Here is an 18,223-nt window from a genome sequence, read left to right as displayed (position 1 = left end):
CTAGATGCCGGCCGCGCCTAAATGCTAACCGCATCGGCGTTGCGCACGTTTCCTTCTTCCAGTTTGGCCGCCCCGCGCAGCATCGCCTTAATCAGGTCTGCGGCATTGAACTTCTCTAACGCTTCATGGGCGCCGACTTGATGCGCTCTGTCGACACAAATTTCGCTCGATAAAGAGGTATGTAAAATGATATACACTCGGCTAAGCTGCTGTTCGCTTTGAGTTTCAAACGCCAGTTCGTAGCCATCTAGGCCCGGCATTTCAATGTCGCTCACCAAGAGTTCAATTGGTTTGCCGCGCGCGGCCTCTTCACGCATCAACTGCAATGCATCAAGTCCATTGTTACAAATCTTGTAAGGGATATTTATGCTGTCGAGCGCATCCCCCAGTTGCTTACGTGCAATGGAAGAGTCATCCACCAACAAAATATTGAGCGCTTTCAGGCGCTCGCGCTCAATGTCTGTGAGCATAGGAATTTTGGTTGATTCGTACTGCGGGTAAATCTTGGCGAGCAGCAGCTCAACATCCAACATCTGCACAATTTTGTCTTGATAGCGTGTGATCCCCGTGACAAACACATTGTTGCCGGCACTTTTGGGTGCCGATTCGATTGCCTTCCAGTCACATTCGATAATTTTTTCAATCGAGCGCACCATAAACGCCACGACAGTACGCAGACAATCGGTCACGATCAGGTAGCAATCGTTGTATTCCTCCGGCTGAATAGGACGAAAGCCAATCGCGGCCGGCATATTAATCACAGGTATGGTCTTGTTGCGAATGGTCACAGTGCCAATCACATGATGATGCGAGTGGGGTATTTGAGTGGTTGGCTGAAAAGGGACGATCTCGCGTACCTTCAGTGTGCCGATCGCAAACAGTTGTTTGTTGCTGGTCAACGTGAACATCAACATGCCTTGTGACTGATTTGCTTTACTCGGAGTTTTCGCCATTTACTTCATACTCTCGTTGGGTCTCTATCTATATTAAAGGGTAATGGATCTTGAGGTAGGTTCAATGATATCGGGCAAATTTAGTCTTACTTGAATGGCATTCGCAGCATTAATGACACTCAAGGTTCAAACATGGGGTGAAGATCTCATTTTGTTTGGTTACAATCACGCTCCGTTGAAATCTACCTAACATTGAGGTTTGGACTATGGCCAACACTGCCGCCGCACTCCACATTCTGGTTAAGCACAAAGAGCAAGCCGAAGACATCATTAAACAGTTGAAAAAAGGCGCGAAATTCCAGACGCTGGCAAAGAAGTACTCCACCTGTCCATCTGGCAAACGCGGCGGTGATCTCGGTGAATTCCGCCGCGGTCAGATGGTGCCTCAGTTTGACAAAGTCTGTTTTCAGGGTGAGACACTGGTCCCGCACCTAGTGAAAACCAAATTTGGTTGGCATGTGGTAAAGGTTCTATACCGCACCTAATACTTTACTAATCGCTATTTTCATACCACCGCTGTCCGTAAGCTGAGAACTTTAGAGCGCTTTGTACACAAGTTGTCTGAGTGGGATTGGAATATCGGTTATTCCCATTAACGCTCAGATGAGAATTAGACTAAATGGTCTAAATTTCTAAATATTGTAATGAGTGTTGGCATGAAACGGACTTTGAGTTGCTCATTATCAGTTCTAGCAACTTACATGAGATGTTTATGCGCAAGTTTTCGTTTTTATTCGCTTCTGTTCTTCTTTCAACTGGGCTTTCTGCTCAAGAGAAGCACCATGAAGACCCGACCAAAATTGTCACTAAAGCCGGTTTTGCCTTCAGTGAAGGGCTGAAGTTCTCAGGTTCGATTGGCCTTGATGATGCGCGCATGATCAATGGGCGTATCAACGCGGATGGCGATGAATGGCGCCTCGGGGGCTCTTGGTTGTTGCCGATGGGTATTCTCAACTTCAACTTTAGCCGTACCGAATTTGATGATGATGCGTACAAAAACAACTACAGTATCGGCACGTTTGTTCCTTTGAGCTATTTTGATATCGAACCAATGGGCTGGCAGATATTCCCAATGGCGGGTTATAGCTACAACGACGGTGAATTTGCCGTGCGTGATGAGAGCGACATTGAGAACGACTATGTCTTAATGCCAGCTTCGAGCCATGGTGGCTACATCGGTGCGTTTGCCCTCAAGCCGTTGACTCAGAAATGGTCGATGATGACGTTTGGCGGTGCATCACGAGGTTCGGACAGTTACTCGGGCTATTGGGGCGGTGCGGGCGCGAGCTATAAAATCTCTGAAGCGCAGTCGTTTAATATCTTCGGCATCATCGCAGACGATGATTTTGGTAAAACTAACAAACTCGGCGCGTCTTACACCTACGAGTTTAAATAACGCCCGAGCCCATATTCGGGTTAATCAGCTGCTTGGTGTTGTCTAAGCTTTGCATTACTTGTTGGCGAAACCATTGATGCGCCGGATCTTTACTGTGTTTCTTATTCCATATCAGATAGTTCGACATCTGAGTGTGGGAGAAGGGCGGGTTGATCACTTGCAGTTGCAAACGCGCTTTAAACTGCAAAGCGACCGACAGCGGGACGATGGTGATGATGTCTGACTGGCTGCACAGCATCATATTGTTAAACAACGAGCGACCGTGATAGACCACCTTGCGTCGAGAAATGTCGATGTTGGTGTAGTGGCCTAAGCTGTAGGTTTGATTACGCGTGCGCTCTAAGACGGCGTGGCTCTCTCCAAAATATTGTTCTTGAGTCATGCAGCCTTGAATTCGCGGATGCTGCTCGCGGCAAACAATCACAAAGCGCCCATCGAAAAGGTGGGCGCTTTCAATACTGGGTGACTCAGAAACTAAGATGTCGATCATCGCATCAAACTTTTGCGTCACTAACCCTTCATAACTCTTATCGTCATTATCCGGTTGATCGTAGATCTCAAGGGTCACTTGTGTGTCGCTCAACTTAGAGAAACCATCAAGCAAAACCCACTGCAAGTGCTCTGGCGCGGCCAAGACAAATTTACGCTGTGAGGTGCGTGGATTAAACTGTTCGAGCGCATTAAACACCCCACCGAGTTGCTGGATGGGGTCTCGTACTTGCTCGTAGAGGCTTAACGCATAAGTAGTCGGCACCACCCCTCGACCTTGACGGATAAACAGCTCTTGGCCGAGTTCTTGTTTAAGTCTTGCAATCGCCGTACTGATAGTAGATTGGTTAGTGCTTAAATGATCCGCTGCTCGGCTCAGTGAGCCATGCTCTATCACAGTGGCGAACACAGCAAGCAGGTTGAAATTAGGGATGTCGTTGTTTTTCATGAGTTCTCTCACCTATCGCATGCACGGATTCTAGTTCTAATTATATATCGTAATTACGATGGGTTGAAATCGTATTGCTCTGTGTTTGCGATGGGTATCAAGTCATACAATCACTGCGAAAGATTAAATGTTTCCTCACAAGATTAAGGTCGTGAAAATGGCAATGACACTGAAAAAACTCGCGCTCCCACTGGCTATCGCAAGTGCGCTCTTCGCAACGGGCTGTGCGACGGAATCTAACACGCCTACCGTTGAAGCAACGTCAACGGTTGGTAGTGAGCTTCGCACTTCTCAAGCGGCTCAATACCAAAATATTGACTTACTGGCTCGCTACAGCAGCGATGTACTTTTTGAACACGAGTCGAACATGTTCTGGGGGCCAGGTGAGCGTATTCAAGTGTTGTCAAAAACCGGTGAATCTCTGGCGTTTACCCAAGAGTCTGACCATGTTCACCCAAGCCTAACTAAGCACGGCCTGAAAATGGACCAAGCCATTATCCAAGTGGATCACAACATCTACCTAGGTTACGGCTTTGGTCTTGATACACCAGTGATGATTGAAGGTGATGACGGCATCATCGTGATCGATCCAGGCGAATCGGTACAAATGGCACAATCAGTGAAAGAGCAATTTGAAGCTATCACAGATAAGCCAGTGAAAGCGATCATCTACACACACAACCACATTGACCATATTGCCGGCGTTCGCGCTTGGGTAACCGACGAGCAAGTGGCGTCTGGCGAAGTAAAAATCATCGCACAAGAAACCTTGACTGCGGCAGTGGCAAACTGGTCATCAAACCTAGGTCCACTGTTTGGTCACCGCACATCTTACACTGGCGCAAAACACGTTCCTGAAGGTGAGTTCGGTACTGTTAATGACGGCCTAGGTCCACGCTTTATGCAAGGCGACATCTCATTCATCGAGCCAAACCTTGAGTTTAAAGATCGTCTAGACATCACGATTGCGGGCGTGAAGCTTGAAATCGTTCACGTACCATCTGAAACGGCGGATGAGCTGGTCGTTTACCTACCAGAGCAAAAAGTACTGCACGCAGCAGAAGTATTGCAAGGTGAAAACTTCCCTAACCTGCATACGATTCGTGGTACCAAATTCCGTGACCCATCGGTATGGTTCAAAGGCATCGACATCATGCGTCAGTTCGACACTGAAGTCATGATTAACTCTCACGGTCGTCCTGTAGAAGGCAAAGAAGCGGTATCGAATGTCTTGACGGCTTACCGCGATGCGATTCAATACGTGCACGACCAAACCATCCGCAACATGAACAAAGGTCTAACACCTGATGAGCTTGTTGAAGCAGTGAAATTGCCAGCACACTTGGCTGGACACCCTTGGCTTGGTGAACACTACGGTACCGTTGCACACTCAGTTCGTCAGATTTACGTGGGTTACAACGGCTTCTTCGAAGGTGACCCGTGGCAGCTAGAGCCAATGGCGTACGAGCAACGCGCGAAAGCGTTTGTTGAAATCATGGGTGGCCGAGACAACATCATGCACACAGCGCAAGCGGCTATCGATGCAGGTAACCACACCTTCGCAGCAGAAATTTTGTCTTACCCAATCACCGTCAACAAAGACGACATGGGTGCGCGTGAACTCAAAGCGACCGCTTACAAAGCGTGGGCTGCTGAGCAGGTCAACATCAACTGGCGTAACTGGGCGCTAAACGCGGCGGCTGAACTTGAGGGTACACGCGACTTCTCTAACATGATCAGCTTTGCATCCGTTGACGTATTGACGGCGCTACCAAGCAAGCAAATCTTTGACATGATGACGGCGACACTGATTGCGGAAAACACGCTTGATGTGAACATGGCGATGACGTACCGCTTTAGCGATACCAACGAAGCGTTCACCATCGAAATCCGCAACGGTATTGCTCAGTTGCACACTACAGCGCTTGATAACGCGGACGTGCAGATTGATACCACTCGTGCTGTATTGAATGAGATTCTTCTTGCGGGACCAAATGCACAACAAGCGATTGGTAAAAATCTGCAAGCTGGTAAATTTGCCTTCGCAGCGGGTGATATTCAAGGCTTTGGTCAGTTCATGAGCTACTTTGATAAGCCAACAGCGCCGCAAGACTTGATGCTGATTGTTCGCTAAGTCGTACATAACGTAGAGTTCATTCATCACTCTACTCAAGGACATCATTGACGACAAAGGGACCTTCACGGTCCCTTTTTGTTAATAGAGTAATGGTTTAATGAGGAATCTTATGCGTACCAAGACGTTCACGCTTTACTGCACCACGCTCGCAAAACGCGGTTTTAGTCTGGTGTTATTGATGCTGTCACCGACGCTACTGGCGTGCGGTTTGCACCAAGCGGCGGGGTTTAACTTTGTCTCAGAGCCAGGCTCGCTTGGAGTGTTTGATAAGGTGATCACCGCACGCCAATCCAACCAGTTCGCCAATCAAGCGAAACCGGAGCAGTTTTACCTGTTTGCGTTTACTCAAGCGTTATCGAAATCGGCGGACACACCAATCCCATTCTCCCTCTTTGAAGCGGTCAAAGGCCACTACAGTGAGGTCGTGTTGGGCGAAAAAGTGTCAATGAAAGGCCGTGATACGCTACCAAGCGAAGATGACCTTTTGTTGGTGACCGAGCTGGATGTGCTGGATGCGTTAGCAACAGGCGTGATCGATTGGCCGCAAGCCAAATCCCAGGGTTGGGTCGTCATCAATGGACAGCCGGCAGAGGTGAAGCAGTTAGATGATTGGTTTACTGCTCTCTTTAAGGGTCAAAAAACAAATTGATGGATTAAGTTGAACGATCGTTCTTATTGTGCTTGAATAAGTGTTCAAACAAGGAGAGCGAGTCATGCTGACATTCTATTTTCACCACACGCCAAACCCGATGAAGGTGGCGCTATTTCTGCAAGAAGCGGGGCTAGATTTTGAACTGGCGCCCGTTGATACCCTCAAAGGCGAACAACACACTCCAGAGTTTCGTCTCATTAACCCCAATGGCAAGACCCCAGCGTTGCAAGACGATGGCCAACGTGTGTTTGATTCCAACGCGATTTTGCTCTATCTGTCGGAGAAAACCGGTCAATTTGGCGGTGAAGCGAACGATCGCGCGGAACTGCTCTCTTGGCTGATGTTTATCGCCTCTGGTCTTGGTCCGTTCTCGGGTCAGTCGGTGCACTTTAAACGCGCCGCACCAGCAGGCAACGACTACGCGGCAAACCGTTATCACCGCGAAGCGCAGCGTCATTATCAAGTGTTGGATTCACACCTTGAGGGGCGTGAGTTCATTGTCGGCGATAGCTACACCATCGTTGATATGGCGGCGTGGGGTTGGATTGATAAAGCGTCGATTGTGTTAGGTGACGACGCTGCCTTGGATGCATACCCGAATCTGAAGCACTGGTTCAACGCGATCAATGCCAGACCGGCGGTAGAGAAGGCACGCGCGATGGCAAAAGCGTGTGAGTTTAAAACTGAGGTGGACGATGTGGCGCGCCGAGCGCTATTTCCGTCCAACTTTCCTAAAGAGGACTAATTCGCTTTAGGCGTGTAATGAAAAACACGGCATCGAGCGCCGTGTTTTTTAGTTTGGAGCACGTGTTTTTTAGTTTTGGGTCAATGGTGGCTTACGTTCGTATCGGTGACTGGCTAAATACCGCGTCAATCATGTGTTCTATCAACAAGCGGTCGTCACAGGCGCGCGCGTAAGTGCGCAGGCCAATGATTTGCACTTGTAGATAGCGAGCCAGTTCCGCTGGATCTTGCGCCTCGCTCAGTTCACCTTGCGCTTTGGCGTCAATGAGCACCTGCTCAATCGCACTTTCTACCCGTCGAAGCAGCGTTTTCGCTTCAGCGAGCAGCTCAGGATTATCGGACTCGGTCAATTCAGCGACAGATTTTACGATCATACACATCGCGCTTGGCGCGCTGTCTCGGCTATCAATGATTAGGGCGCGCACAAATTGTTTTAGCCCCGCAAGAGGAGTATCGCTTTGCGCAACACAGCGCTGCAGCCGTTCACGACCCAACTCTGCATAGCGGTGCAACGCTTCGCTAAAGAGCTTGTCTTTGCTGCCAAATGTGGCGTAGATGCTCCCCGGGCGCATATCAATGGCTTCTTGCAGCGCACGCATGGAGGTGCCGTGATAACCCTTTTCCCAATAGAGGTCTTTGGCTTTGTCAATGACATCATCACGATTGAATTTGGCTCGGCTTGGCATAGGGATCCTTGATGTTGAGGAATGCGAGTTTGCTTTAGTATAGCGAAGGGAGTAACGATCGTTCAACTTGAGTGATTATGCGCCATGTCGCCGTGCAGAATCTTTCCTTGGTTTACTGAATCAATCAGGCGGTTTGTGTTAGGTTAGTCATATATGAGCTACAATTTGTTTATAACTTTCTTCAACTTGCTGATAAACAACAGAAACATGTGGCGATAATGCGAAGCGCACACTAGACATAGGCTAGGATACTGTTTATCTTTCGTTACAGTTAAAACCAGATGGGTCATTTTTAATGAGAGACTACAACTCACTCCAAGTTTTTCTCGTGTTGATGCAGACACATTCCACCCAATCGGCGGCGCGTAAACTTGGACGTTCTCAATCCTATGTGTCGAAAGTGTTGGCGCAGCTGCGTGAAGACCTCGATGACCCTCTGTTTATTCGCAGTGCAGACGGCCTAACACCCACTTCCTATGCGATGAGCATTGAGCCCAAATTGCGCAACGCCTTTGCGCAAGTTAAGCAGGCACTCAACCCAGAAGAGTTTGATCCCAAAAACGTGCAGAAAGTGGTCATCCACATGGTGGAGCCTTATGTGGTGCAAGCGGGCAAAGAGATCATTATGGCGATTCGAGAACAAACCGACGCCATCATCGAATTACGCGTTTGGAATAAACTCAGCGAATCTATGATCGAAGAAGGCGAAGTCGATATTGGTCTGCACATGCTCAATGACAAACCCCAAGTGTTCTATCAAAAGCGTATTCAGAGTGTGACGGGCGAATTTTCAGGCAATGTCGCTGGCGAATACGTCAAGTTTTTGGTCTCTGGCATCAATGACTACCACAACTACTTTCAGCGCCTTGACCCAAGCATCGAAGCGAGCATTTTTGTCGACAACTATGATTTAATGAATCAATTGATGGATCGCTGCTACACGGTTCGTTATCGACCTGTAAGACCTGATGACGGCCACGCCAAAGTGACGTTGGAAGCGGCGTTGATCACCAAATCATCACGTCGCAATTCGGCTAAAACCAAATGGTTGATGAACATCATTGAGCCCATCATTCTTAATCAAGCGTTGAACTGGCAGCAGTAACGTGGCAATCAAATAGAAAGCAATAAAAAAGCGCGCTGTGATTCACAGCGCGCTTTTTTACGTCAAGAAATCATTACAAAGCAGAGAGGTAAGCTTTGTATGCTTTCAAACGTACGGTTGCACCACCAATGATGTCCATGAAACCGAGCATCTGGTGCGGCTTTTTCGCCGATACCCAACCTGAACCGGTTGCACCGATTGGGATGTTGTAACCTTCTGGTTCTACAAATTCGATGACAACGGTACGGCCGTGTGAGCCCATATTGTTACCGACGTGCTGACGAACATGTTGTGAGCCGTTGAAGACAGACACTTGCGCTTCACCGGTACCGGTTGTGATGCTGTGTACGCGGCCACGGAAGATTTCACCTGGGTAAGCATCGACGTAAAACTCAGCAAACTGACCAATTTCGATGCCGCTGTATGTTTGATCGGCGATACGCATTTCAACAAACTTTTTGCTAGTATCGTACAGGTGCATGTTGCCAATGCGTGTACCTTGAACGATGTTGGTGATGCCTAGCTGACCATCAAACGGCGCGCGGATTTCACGGCGATCGTTTTGCCAATCAGCGGTGGCGATCTGTGCTTCAATATTAAGGATTTGTGCATTCACCGAGGCGATCTTCGCTTCCGTGGTCTCAATGCGAGTACGGGTGTCGTCTCGCTGCGCTTCGTTAGCAAAATCTTTCAGTTTATTGAGACGGTCGAGCGTTTTACGATCGTTGTCCATCTGGCGCACCAGTGCGAGAATTTCCGCTTCCGCCGCTGATTTTTGCGCGTTTAGGCTTTTCATTTGAGACACGGTATCTTCTGTTCTCAGCGTGTAAATCAAGTCGCCTTTTTTCACGTGTTGGTTGTGCGTGACATACACTTGATCGATCTCTTGACCAAGCAGTGGGCTAAGTACCGCGTGCGGCGCTTTAACTGTGGTACTGTCAGTCAGGTCCGCAGGCGACCAAAAGCGGTGAGCGGTAAACAGCGCTATCGCGATGAAAAAGCCTGTCCCGATCATGATAGCTGCGTTGCGTAGTGTCCATTGCACCACACCCGCCTTCACCAAGATCCAACAGATCAGAACGTAAGGTAGCATAATTTCTTTCATGGATTAGTCCTCGACGCGTGCTTGGCTTTCAGGCTTGCGGCCATTGCGAATAATGTTAGAGATTTCGTTGGCTAACACGTCCCAACGAGCGAATGCGATGATGATGGCAAGAACCCACCATGTTTTGTCGATGAACAGGCCACAAAGAGACAATGCAAAAACGATTTGAGTGTGCGCGCTCGACATCTCCGCCGCTTTGTGAACCGCGACTTCGTGAAGTTGCCAAAGTAGGTAGGCGACATAGACGATCAACGCGACGGTAACAAAGAAAACGAAGCCCATGAAGATTTCAGAATCTAACAGGCGCAAAATGGTGGGATAACCGCCAGAAAAGTACTCTTCAGGGAGTGATTTACCGTGAATGCGACCCAGCTTTGAGAGAGCAAGCGAGGAGCCAACAAGGACGGAAATGGCGACCACAGCTTTGATAATGAACAAAGCTATGTACTTGACGATCCTAATGAATTTTGCACCCGCTCCTTGATTGGATGCTTCGCTTTTTGATGGATTCATGAGCTATATTGCCTTGGTAATTATTCCATCAGCGATAATACAAGAATCTTATGTGCGATTCGGAATAACGGATATTCTGAATCTATATCACAGAATAACACATTGTTTTCACCTCACATACACAGCGATATTTATGAAATACATCTCTATTGGTTATGTTTTAGCGCACAGCAGTATGGTCAAAATGGTCATGGCGAATGAAATGATCGATTTGCTGGGTCACAAAGCGGCTGAATATTAAACTGGTGTGACTGTAATCTTTGGCAATATGATCAGTCATACCATCGATTTTGGTCTCTTCGAGCGTCACCGTACCATCGGAGGCGACGCTATTGTCCATCATCAACAGGGGGCGTGCGCCAACGGGCAAGGTACCGGCGATGCTGCCTAGTTTTTGTGGTACTCGCCAGACACTCTCCTCATGTTGAGTGAGCCCAAATTCAGGTGCGTTGCCTAAAATGGCGCCGATACCGAGCTTCTGTATTCGCGTTGCGATAGAGGCGCCTTGAAGCGGCGAGCCAATGGCGACAACGTGTGAGATCTCATCTGTGCTCGGTTGGGTCGATTCTAGGTAGTGTTTGACAATCAATCCTCCTAAGCTGTGACCGACCAATACATTGGGTTGATGGCGGCTGAGCGCTGAACTAATGTCAGAAAACACAACTTGCTCATTGATTGCCACACTGTTGTAGCTGACCGTCTTTGTGTCATAGCCAAGGTCTCGTAACCGCTGACTGAGTGGCAGCATTGCCAGGCCATGCATATAGAGTCCATGTAATATCACGATGTTCACAACTGCCTCCCAAGAGAAATCCGCGAAATAAAATGAAGAGTAAAAAGTGGGCGGAAAACAAAATGATGGCCAAGGACTATGATGACGCGCCCGGCCGTCAGAGACAAGAGTGAGCGGCAATGAATGTGTGTTGAGTGATTAATTAGCGAGTGGTTTGCTTGATGGTCATATCGATAAAGGCGTCTTCACTGATGGGTTTGGATAAATAGTACCCTTGCCCGTAGTGGCAGCCATGGGCGCGCAAGAACGCCATCTGCTCATCGGTTTCAACGCCTTCTGCCACCACATCGAGCTGATAAATTTTGCCAATGGCGAGGAAGGTATCGACCAAGGATTTGTGACCATGTTCGTCCATGTGGCTGACAAAGCTGCGGTCAATTTTGATCGCTTGCACTGGGTAAAGCAGCAACTGATTGAAGGCAGTGTAACCGGTGCCAAAATCATCCAGCACTAAGTAAACGCCGAGATCGCGCAACTGCCGCAGTGTCTCGATGGCGGCGTCATCAGGATCGACCAAGCGGGTTTCAGTGATCTCCAAATGTAACTGGCTGGCATCAATGGCGTAGCGTTCCAGGCATTGATGGACAAACAGTACGAAATAGTCGTTTTTTAGCTCCACTGCAGAGATGTTGACTGACACGTAACCGTTAAAGCCTTTTAGAGTCAGATCTTTGTAACGGTGCAAGGCATTCTCTAGCACCCACATGTCAATTTGCTTAATGAGCCCAGACGCTTCTGAAATGGGGATAAACTCATCGGGTCCAATACCTTGTGATTGCAAAGATGAGCAGCGCAACAGCGTTTCATAGCCAATAATCGCCTCATTGCGAAGATCGTAGGTGGGCATGTACACCAGTTCAAGCTGATTGGACGCAAGTGCCTGTTTGAGTTCCGCTTCGATCAGATCCCGCTTGGTGATCTTCTGCGCGATGGTCTGATTGAAGACTTCATAGCGGTTTCGGCCGTTGGCTTTGGCTTGATACATTGCGGCATCCGCATGGCGCAATAGACTGTTGGCATCGCTGCCATGATCGGGCATCAGCGCGATACCGATACTGGCTTTGACTTCATGGCTCACTTCATCAACGATAATGCCGTCATCAAAGATGCGCAGAATCCGCTTCGCGACAGAAATGGCGCTGTCTAGGCTGTCGATATCCGCCAACACGACGGCAAACTCATCACCGGCCAGTCGAGCCGTATTGGCTTCATGCACGGGCAAGCTAGTGTCTGAGGCGCGAATCACTTGTTTGAGCTGAGTGCCGAACTCACGCAGCAAGGCATCTCCCGTCGCGTGACCAAATTGGTCATTGACGTTTTTAAAGTTGTCGAGGTCGATAAACAGTAGCGCGGTTTTATCATTGATTTGGTGCGGCGCTTTGACGTGAGATTCCAGCCAATGCTCAAAGCAGCGTCGGTTGGCAAGACCCGTTAAGGTATCGAATGACGCGAGATGCTGCACTTCTTCTAACAGGTGAAGATACGCGTTGTTTAGCTCTGAAACTTCGTCTTCGCTATCGAGTTTTTCCAGTTTGGTGGAGGCGAGATCGTGGGTCGCGATCACTTTGGCCGCAAGTTCATTGATAGGGCGAACCACTTGAATAAAGATAAGCCAACGCAAAAACAGAAAGCAGACAAAAGAGATCGAGATGACTACGCTGACGATTAAGCTCGTCTGCGCCGAGAATGAGTTGAGAATCGTCTCTTCGGGTATGGTGGCGGAGTAACGAAAATAGTCGGATGTGAGCTCGGCGCTGATATCGCCGTCATCCCTTATTACATCGACATTTGAGGACGGCAACACCTTGCGTTTCGGTGTCGCTTCTAGGGTAAACGGAATGGTATCGTCGAGAACCTGACTGAACAGCTGCTGGAAATGGGAAAAAGAGTCCAATTTCGCCACGGTAAATGCGATCAGATAGTCTTTGCTCAGATTGGAGATTTTGTCATAAGGGAGTAGACGATTGGAGAAAGACTGCCCAAAGGCGAACAGGTAATCGCTAGTTCTATTTTGATAGACGATAGCTATTTTTGAAAATTGATTGTGTGCTTTGAGCTCAATGATGGCGTTATGTATAAAATCGTTGGGTAATGTCGGGAGAGTAGGCTCGCGAAATGGGTCGGCGTTATCGACGTATTCAACCATAATATTGCCGTTATAGTCGAGCACATGCAGGCTGGTTATTGGGCTATCCGCCAGTTTTCTTTCCAATAAGTTAAAGAGTGCCGCATTGAGTGAAAAAGCTTGATAGTGTGGGTCATGCTCGTTGGTAAATCGGATGAATTCTGAGCTATTGATCACTTCAGACTGCAGAGATTCGTAGGTGCGTATCTCGAGGCCGACCTCTTTGTCCAAGGATTTTAAGTCCCGTTCTATGATAACTTGGTAAAGCTCATAAGTGCGATTTTTGACTAAGTCGTAGACAAAGTAGCCCCCCAGAGAAAACACTAGGATGATGAAAGGCAATAGTGTGAAATCGACACGTTTCACTAGTCGCATCGTGAGCCTCGGAAAAATCTTGCGCTAAGTGGTTTTCTCATTGATGGCAAATCCTCGGTTAGTAAAGAGACTGCATCATTTTTAGTCGGATACGTTGACCATCGGCATCAACCGGTTCATAAAGGTAACTACGCTCTAAGACTGACTCTTGAGGAAACAGGGTTTCATCTTGTTGATACTCTGTTTCTGCTAGTTCAAAGGCGTGCTGATTGGGCGTCGCTATCCAGATACTTTGTGCATTACGAGCGGCAATGTCCGGTTTATTGAGATAGCGTACAAAATCAAGAGCGACATTATTCAATGGTTTGGCGGTAGGAAAAGCCAAGCATTCTACCCATATGATGGTTCCTTCTTGCGGTACCACGTACTGCCAATCCTCTTGCTCAGTGGATTCCGCCATAGAATATTCATCGCCAGCATAGCCAAGGCCCAAGGTCATTTTGGAGTCGGTCAATGTCCTTAGCGCATAGGAATCACTGTAGGCGTATTCAATCACGTGAGGCTTTTGGGCTAGTAGTAGCGAATAGGCCTCTTTGAGTTGCCCGATGTCAGACGTCCACGGAGAGTACTCGAGCGCTAACAATGCACTGGCGGTACCGTCGATCACATCGGTGTACATCACCACGCTTCCTTGATGCTCGGGCGGCGGTGAGAACAATTGCTTCCAAGAGTTTATGGGGGTGTTAGACACGGAGGCGCGATAGAGCAGGCCCATCGTACCCCAAGCATAAGGGATACCGAAGTCTCCGCATGCTTTGGCCGTTTGTGGGAAAAAGGCGTCACCCAACTCCTCATTCAAAGCGGCGACATTGTGGAACAATCCCTTGTCCGCCATGATGTGCAAACTCCAACTGTCCATGATGATCACATCAAAACCGGCAGATCGGCCACTATTGATCACTTCATCACGGATCGCTTCGGTTTCAAAATAGTCTTGTTGAATTCGGTGGCCGGATTTTTGCTCAAACTCGGCCAGTACCTCCTCATCGATGTAGCCTCCCCAATTGTAGAAATGCACGGTTTCCGCTAGAGAGAGTGGCGAGAGCAGGGCAGTAAGGAGTGTGGAGTAAGAGATCAGTACGTGTTTTTTCATCGGCAGCGTCACTCAATCGTAGGGTCTAGGTGAGTCATCAACTAAATTATAAGACATGACTCGCATAAGTGACGGTAGGCAGAGCCCGAAAGTAGAAATTTGTGCATGACGCTCGTCAAGATTTAGACACTAAAATCAAAAAGCCCCTTGCGAAGCAAGGGGCGGAAGCGGTTATTTGGCGGCTTTTTTAGCTTGCTCAACCCAAGAGTCAAACAGCGAGCGGTTGGCTTTTATCCAACCTTCAACGTGGGCCTCTATGTCCGCTGAGCTGTTTTTACCTTTGCTCATCATCATATTTTGTGCACTGATATGATTGATATCGAGTTTCATGATTTCAAACAGCTTGGCCGCAGCAGGATTTTGACTGGCGAACGTCTTGTTGGCGACGATTTTCATCGAGTTCATCTCGAACCCGTAGTTTTTGCCATTCGGCAGTGAGGTGTCGACGTCTTTGCGCTCGCCGGATAAGGCAGAGAAAGGGACTTCAAGCCAAACGACATCTTTGCCTGGGACCAGAACGCCACTCACCCAATACGGTGTCCAAGTGTAATATAGGATTGGCTCACCTTTGTTATAGCGTGAGATGGTGTCGGCAATAATGGCAGCGTAGTTACCTTGGTTGTGCGTCACCGTATCACGCAGTTTATAGGCGTCGAGTTGCGCTTCGACCACCATTTCACAGCCCCAACCTGGGTTACAGCCAGTGAGATCAGCCTTGCCGTCACCATTAGCATCAAACAGCTTAGCGATTTTCGGATCTTGCAGTTGGCCGATGTTGGAGATATTGAACTGTTCCGCGGTCTTTTTATCAATCAAATAGCCTTGAGCCGCACCACTGACGTATTCGCCTTGACGGTAGAACACGTCATCGCCGCCCGCCATGGTGTATTTATCGGCATGTAGAGGGAACCAACCGACGGCAAGAAATGTGGCATCGCCTTTCGCTACTGAGGTGTAAGCGACGTTGTAATCCACCTCTTTTGGCTCAGCCACGTCGTAGCCAAGCTCTTCGAGGGCACGGCTGACGACAAGTGTTTGAAAGGTCTCTTCGGCGACGGTGGATTGCACCGGTTGCACTGCGATCCCTTCGCCCGGTAGCGATGAGGCAAAAGCTGTGCCTGATAACACCAAGGCCGAGGCCGATGTCAGTTTGAATGTCTGTTTCCATAGATTATTCATTGTTGTTTCTCCCTAAGTGAAGTTCCTTGTTTGTTGACTGCGTGGGCTGAGTGACTGCCTCGAGCAAGCTTGATTACTGCGCCAGCAGGACCAGTGTGATACCAACGGCGCTTGGTATTGCCTGCGTTTTCGCCCAGTGCTTGGGTAATGCGATCAAGCAGTATGGCAAGAATGACGATGCCCAATCCGCCTACGGCGGCTAAGCCCATATCTAAGCGACCAATGCCGCGCAGCACCATTTGACCCAGACCACCGACCGCGATCATCGATGCAATCACCACCATAGAGAGTGACAGCATTAAGGTTTGGTTTACGCCGGCCATAATCGTAGGCAGCGCTAGCGGCAGTTGGATGCGATACAGCATTTGCTTCTTGTTGGCACCAAAGGCGTGCCCTGCTTCAATCAAGTCTTTGGGCACTTGAACGATGCCGAGTATGGTGAGCCTGACCACAGGTGGCAGCGCGAATATGATCGTCACCACAACGCCGGGCACATTACCGATACCAAAGAGCATGACAATCGGCACCAAGTAGACAAAGGCTGGGGTGGTTTGCATCGCGTCGAGCAGTGGCCTGACGACTTTCGCGGCAGTTGGGTTACGAGCCAATGCGATGCCTAAAGGTAACCCTATGAGCAAACAGAAAAAGACTGAAGTGAGTACCAAGGCCAAGGTGGTCATCGCTTGGCTCCACGCACCAATCAGACCGATAGTGAGCAGCGAAACCAAGGTCGCTACGCCCAGACGCCAATTTGAAAACTGCCATGCCAAAAGAAACAAGGCGAGTATCATGAATGGGGCTGGAGTGGAGACAAGCGCCAGTTCGAATGAACTCAGGATCAGGTCGATGGGAACGCGGATCGCCTGGAAAAGCGGGCGACCGTGTTCGACCAGCCAGTTTAGGCCAGTCTCAACCCAAGCATCGACGGGCAAGAGCGCCTCATTGAATGGGTGCATTAAATCGAGCGCTTGAGTTTGCGTCACTTCGGATGTAAGCCAGTCTGCGCCCTCGTCGGATGTCGCCGTTGCCCAAGGATCCGATGGTGTTGTGTTATCTGCCGTGGTTTGCGACCACGGGTCCGTTTGAGAAGTTTCTTCTGACACCGCGTTACTCCTTATCTAGCGTCTGTAGTAGGCGAGATTTGGTGATGACTCCGTAGTAGTGGCCGTCTTCACCAATCACTGGAACGGCATACGGCGCATCGGCAACGATGCCAAGAATGTCATTGATGGATTGCTCGGGTGACAATGTCACCTCATCATCGATTTGAGCACTGGTTAAAGAGCGCTTCTCTTTGTGCGCTTGGCGCAGCGATTCGAGAGAGACGATGCCGGAGTAGCGGCTGGCACGATCGACCACAATGCCAAATTCGCGGTCGTGATTCATCAGCATTTGCAGCGCTGAGCCGGGACCATCGTGCTCAGATTTTTTAAACACTGCGGTCGGCTGTTTTCGGGCGATGTCTTTCGCTGTGAGAACACTGGCCACATTGACGCCTTTGAAGAAGGCTTCAACGTAGTCATTGGCAGGGTTGTTGAGAATATCATCGGGTGTGCCGACTTGGACCACTTGTCCGTCTTGCATGATGGCAATGCGATCTCCAATTCGCATCGCTTCATCAAGATCGTGCGATATAAATACGATGGTGCGTTTATCATCGTTTTGAAGACGAATCAGTTCGTCCTGCATTTCGCTACGGATCAGCGGATCAAGGGCTGAGAAGGCTTCGTCCATCAACAGAATATCAGGGTCACAAGCTAGCGCTCGAGCCAGTCCGACACGCTGCTGCATACCGCCAGAAAGCTCAACGGGGAAGGAATCAGCATGGCTTTCTAAGCCGACGCGCTCTAGTGCCGATAGGGCACAGCGATTTCGCTCTTCCAAATCAATACCGGCGAGTTCTAGGCCAAAAGCGGCGTTCTCAACCACGGTCATGTGGGGCATTAGGGCGAAGTTTTGAAACACCATGGAGATGTTGTGGCGACGGACTTCTCGCAGTGCCTGCTCTGAAATCGAAGCAATGTCATTGCCTTTGAATAGAACACTGCCGCGTGTTGGCTCAATCAATCGATTGAGCAGTCGCACCAAGGTGGACTTGCCAGAGCCCGATAAGCCCATGATGACGAAGATTTCGCCTTCATTAATCGTGAGTGAGACATCATTGACCCCGACAGTAAGGCCAGTTTTGTCGAAGATAGTGTCTTTATCCAACCCTTTTTCCAACAGGTCGAATGCGTGATTGGGTTCATCACCAAACACTTTGTACAGTCCCTTTACTTCCAGTATGGGATCCATCAAAGATTTCCTTTTTTGCTCAAAAACGTTAGTACACTAAACAATATTTAATGGAATTTCAAATCGGAGGTGATAAAAATCACATAACCAAATCGGTCTGTTAATGAGTTTTTTGTCACTATATGTCGGTTTTTT

Annotated in this window: 17 protein-coding genes; 6 read left to right on the top strand and 11 right to left on the bottom strand. The window is 48.9% G+C overall.

The features are described 5' to 3' along the window. Positions 1–17: 17 nt before the first annotated feature. On the bottom strand, positions 18–953 hold the full coding sequence (locus AC6R0R_RS10915) for a chemotaxis protein (RefSeq protein WP_500626683.1): 936 nt from the start codon (positions 951–953) through the stop codon (positions 18–20). 206 nt (positions 954–1,159) lie between these two features. Here AC6R0R_RS10915 and ppiC point away from each other — a divergent pair, with 206 nt between their 5' ends. Next, positions 1,160–1,438 (top strand): peptidylprolyl isomerase PpiC, encoded by a 279-nt coding sequence (ppiC, locus tag AC6R0R_RS10910; RefSeq protein ID WP_334552043.1) that lies wholly within the window; start codon positions 1,160–1,162, stop codon positions 1,436–1,438. 227 nt (positions 1,439–1,665) lie between these two features. Next, positions 1,666–2,349 (top strand): hypothetical protein, encoded by a 684-nt coding sequence (locus tag AC6R0R_RS10905; protein WP_500626682.1) that lies wholly within the window; start codon positions 1,666–1,668, stop codon positions 2,347–2,349. On the opposite strand, the gene AC6R0R_RS10900 is transcribed toward AC6R0R_RS10905, so the two are convergent. Further along, positions 2,342–3,286, bottom strand: coding sequence for a LysR family transcriptional regulator (locus AC6R0R_RS10900; protein ID WP_500626681.1), 945 nt, complete (start codon positions 3,284–3,286; stop codon positions 2,342–2,344). The genes AC6R0R_RS10905 and AC6R0R_RS10900 overlap by 8 nt on opposite strands. A 157-nt stretch (positions 3,287–3,443) precedes the next feature. Here AC6R0R_RS10900 and AC6R0R_RS10895 point away from each other — a divergent pair, with 157 nt between their 5' ends. The 3 genes from AC6R0R_RS10895 (at position 3,444) to AC6R0R_RS10885 (ending at position 6,820) form a co-directional block, all read left to right on the top strand. Continuing rightward, positions 3,444–5,420, top strand: coding sequence for an alkyl sulfatase dimerization domain-containing protein (locus tag AC6R0R_RS10895; protein ID WP_487902287.1), 1,977 nt, complete (start codon positions 3,444–3,446; stop codon positions 5,418–5,420). A gap of 112 nt (positions 5,421–5,532) precedes the next feature. Further along, positions 5,533–6,072: a hypothetical protein gene (locus tag AC6R0R_RS10890; protein ID WP_500626680.1), complete on the top strand. Its 540-nt coding sequence runs from the start codon at positions 5,533–5,535 to the stop codon at positions 6,070–6,072. A gap of 64 nt (positions 6,073–6,136) precedes the next feature. Then, positions 6,137–6,820 (top strand): glutathione S-transferase family protein, encoded by a 684-nt coding sequence (locus AC6R0R_RS10885; protein ID WP_500626679.1) that lies wholly within the window; start codon positions 6,137–6,139, stop codon positions 6,818–6,820. Between the two features lie 91 nt (positions 6,821–6,911). On the opposite strand, the gene AC6R0R_RS10880 is transcribed toward AC6R0R_RS10885, so the two are convergent. Then, positions 6,912–7,505 carry a TetR/AcrR family transcriptional regulator gene (locus AC6R0R_RS10880; protein WP_500626678.1) on the bottom strand — a complete coding sequence of 198 codons (594 nt, stop codon included), beginning with the start codon at positions 7,503–7,505 and terminating at the stop codon, positions 6,912–6,914. 295 nt (positions 7,506–7,800) lie between these two features. Here AC6R0R_RS10880 and AC6R0R_RS10875 point away from each other — a divergent pair, with 295 nt between their 5' ends. After that, positions 7,801–8,610 carry a LysR family transcriptional regulator gene (locus tag AC6R0R_RS10875; RefSeq protein WP_334552034.1) on the top strand — a complete coding sequence of 270 codons (810 nt, stop codon included), beginning with the start codon at positions 7,801–7,803 and terminating at the stop codon, positions 8,608–8,610. 73 nt (positions 8,611–8,683) lie between these two features. Here AC6R0R_RS10875 and AC6R0R_RS10870 read toward each other — a convergent pair whose 3' ends face one another. From AC6R0R_RS10870 to proV, 8 genes are all read right to left on the bottom strand, one after another. Further along, complete coding sequence (locus AC6R0R_RS10870; RefSeq protein WP_500626677.1) at positions 8,684–9,715, bottom strand: HlyD family secretion protein; 1,032 nt, start codon at positions 9,713–9,715, stop codon at positions 8,684–8,686. Between the two features lie 3 nt (positions 9,716–9,718). Further along, positions 9,719–10,228 (bottom strand): magnesium transporter, encoded by a 510-nt coding sequence (locus AC6R0R_RS10865; RefSeq protein ID WP_334552032.1) that lies wholly within the window; start codon positions 10,226–10,228, stop codon positions 9,719–9,721. Between the two features lie 160 nt (positions 10,229–10,388). Next, complete coding sequence (locus tag AC6R0R_RS10860; protein WP_500626676.1) at positions 10,389–11,021, bottom strand: esterase/lipase family protein; 633 nt, start codon at positions 11,019–11,021, stop codon at positions 10,389–10,391. Positions 11,022–11,163: 142 nt separating this feature from the next. Beyond that, positions 11,164–13,521 (bottom strand): putative bifunctional diguanylate cyclase/phosphodiesterase, encoded by a 2,358-nt coding sequence (locus AC6R0R_RS10855; protein WP_500626675.1) that lies wholly within the window; start codon positions 13,519–13,521, stop codon positions 11,164–11,166. 58 nt (positions 13,522–13,579) lie between these two features. Then, positions 13,580–14,614 carry a polyamine ABC transporter substrate-binding protein gene (locus AC6R0R_RS10850; protein WP_500626674.1) on the bottom strand — a complete coding sequence of 345 codons (1,035 nt, stop codon included), beginning with the start codon at positions 14,612–14,614 and terminating at the stop codon, positions 13,580–13,582. Positions 14,615–14,785: 171 nt separating this feature from the next. After that, the gene (gene proX / locus AC6R0R_RS10845) at positions 14,786–15,793 is read right to left on the bottom strand and encodes a glycine betaine/L-proline ABC transporter substrate-binding protein ProX (RefSeq protein WP_500626673.1); all 1,008 of its coding nucleotides are present in this window, start codon (positions 15,791–15,793) and stop codon (positions 14,786–14,788) included. Next, entirely contained in the window at positions 15,790–16,896 is a 1,107-nt protein-coding gene (gene proW, locus AC6R0R_RS10840; RefSeq protein WP_500626672.1) for a glycine betaine/L-proline ABC transporter permease ProW, read from the bottom strand. Before proW ends, proX begins: the two co-directional genes overlap by 4 nt. A 4-nt stretch (positions 16,897–16,900) precedes the next feature. Further along, the gene (gene proV, locus AC6R0R_RS10835; RefSeq protein ID WP_500626671.1) at positions 16,901–18,088 is read right to left on the bottom strand and encodes a glycine betaine/L-proline ABC transporter ATP-binding protein ProV; all 1,188 of its coding nucleotides are present in this window, start codon (positions 18,086–18,088) and stop codon (positions 16,901–16,903) included. Positions 18,089–18,223: the final 135 nt, after the last annotated feature.

This window comes from Vibrio sp. R12-SW3-ISO1, assembly GCF_059834005.1.
Note: the sequence above shows the minus strand (reverse complement) of the source record. Positions and strands in the feature narration are given on the sequence as shown.

Coding starts and splice junctions, on each gene's coding strand:
- ppiC (WP_334552043.1), top strand. CDS start 1,160: ATGGCCAACACTGCCGCCGCACTCCACATTCTGGTTAAGCACAAAGAG.
- AC6R0R_RS10870 (WP_500626677.1), bottom strand. CDS start 9,715: ATGAAAGAAATTATGCTACCTTACGTTCTGATCTGTTGGATCTTGGTG.
- AC6R0R_RS10895 (WP_487902287.1), top strand. CDS start 3,444: ATGGCAATGACACTGAAAAAACTCGCGCTCCCACTGGCTATCGCAAGT.
- AC6R0R_RS10905 (WP_500626682.1), top strand. CDS start 1,666: ATGCGCAAGTTTTCGTTTTTATTCGCTTCTGTTCTTCTTTCAACTGGG.
- AC6R0R_RS10850 (WP_500626674.1), bottom strand. CDS start 14,614: ATGAAAAAACACGTACTGATCTCTTACTCCACACTCCTTACTGCCCTG.
- AC6R0R_RS10915 (WP_500626683.1), bottom strand. CDS start 953: ATGGCGAAAACTCCGAGTAAAGCAAATCAGTCACAAGGCATGTTGATG.
- AC6R0R_RS10855 (WP_500626675.1), bottom strand. CDS start 13,521: ATGCGACTAGTGAAACGTGTCGATTTCACACTATTGCCTTTCATCATC.
- proX (WP_500626673.1), bottom strand. CDS start 15,793: ATGAATAATCTATGGAAACAGACATTCAAACTGACATCGGCCTCGGCC.
- proV (WP_500626671.1), bottom strand. CDS start 18,088: ATGGATCCCATACTGGAAGTAAAGGGACTGTACAAAGTGTTTGGTGAT.
- AC6R0R_RS10890 (WP_500626680.1), top strand. CDS start 5,533: ATGCGTACCAAGACGTTCACGCTTTACTGCACCACGCTCGCAAAACGC.
- AC6R0R_RS10875 (WP_334552034.1), top strand. CDS start 7,801: ATGAGAGACTACAACTCACTCCAAGTTTTTCTCGTGTTGATGCAGACA.
- AC6R0R_RS10900 (WP_500626681.1), bottom strand. CDS start 3,286: ATGAAAAACAACGACATCCCTAATTTCAACCTGCTTGCTGTGTTCGCC.
- AC6R0R_RS10880 (WP_500626678.1), bottom strand. CDS start 7,505: ATGCCAAGCCGAGCCAAATTCAATCGTGATGATGTCATTGACAAAGCC.
- AC6R0R_RS10865 (WP_334552032.1), bottom strand. CDS start 10,228: ATGAATCCATCAAAAAGCGAAGCATCCAATCAAGGAGCGGGTGCAAAA.
- AC6R0R_RS10885 (WP_500626679.1), top strand. CDS start 6,137: ATGCTGACATTCTATTTTCACCACACGCCAAACCCGATGAAGGTGGCG.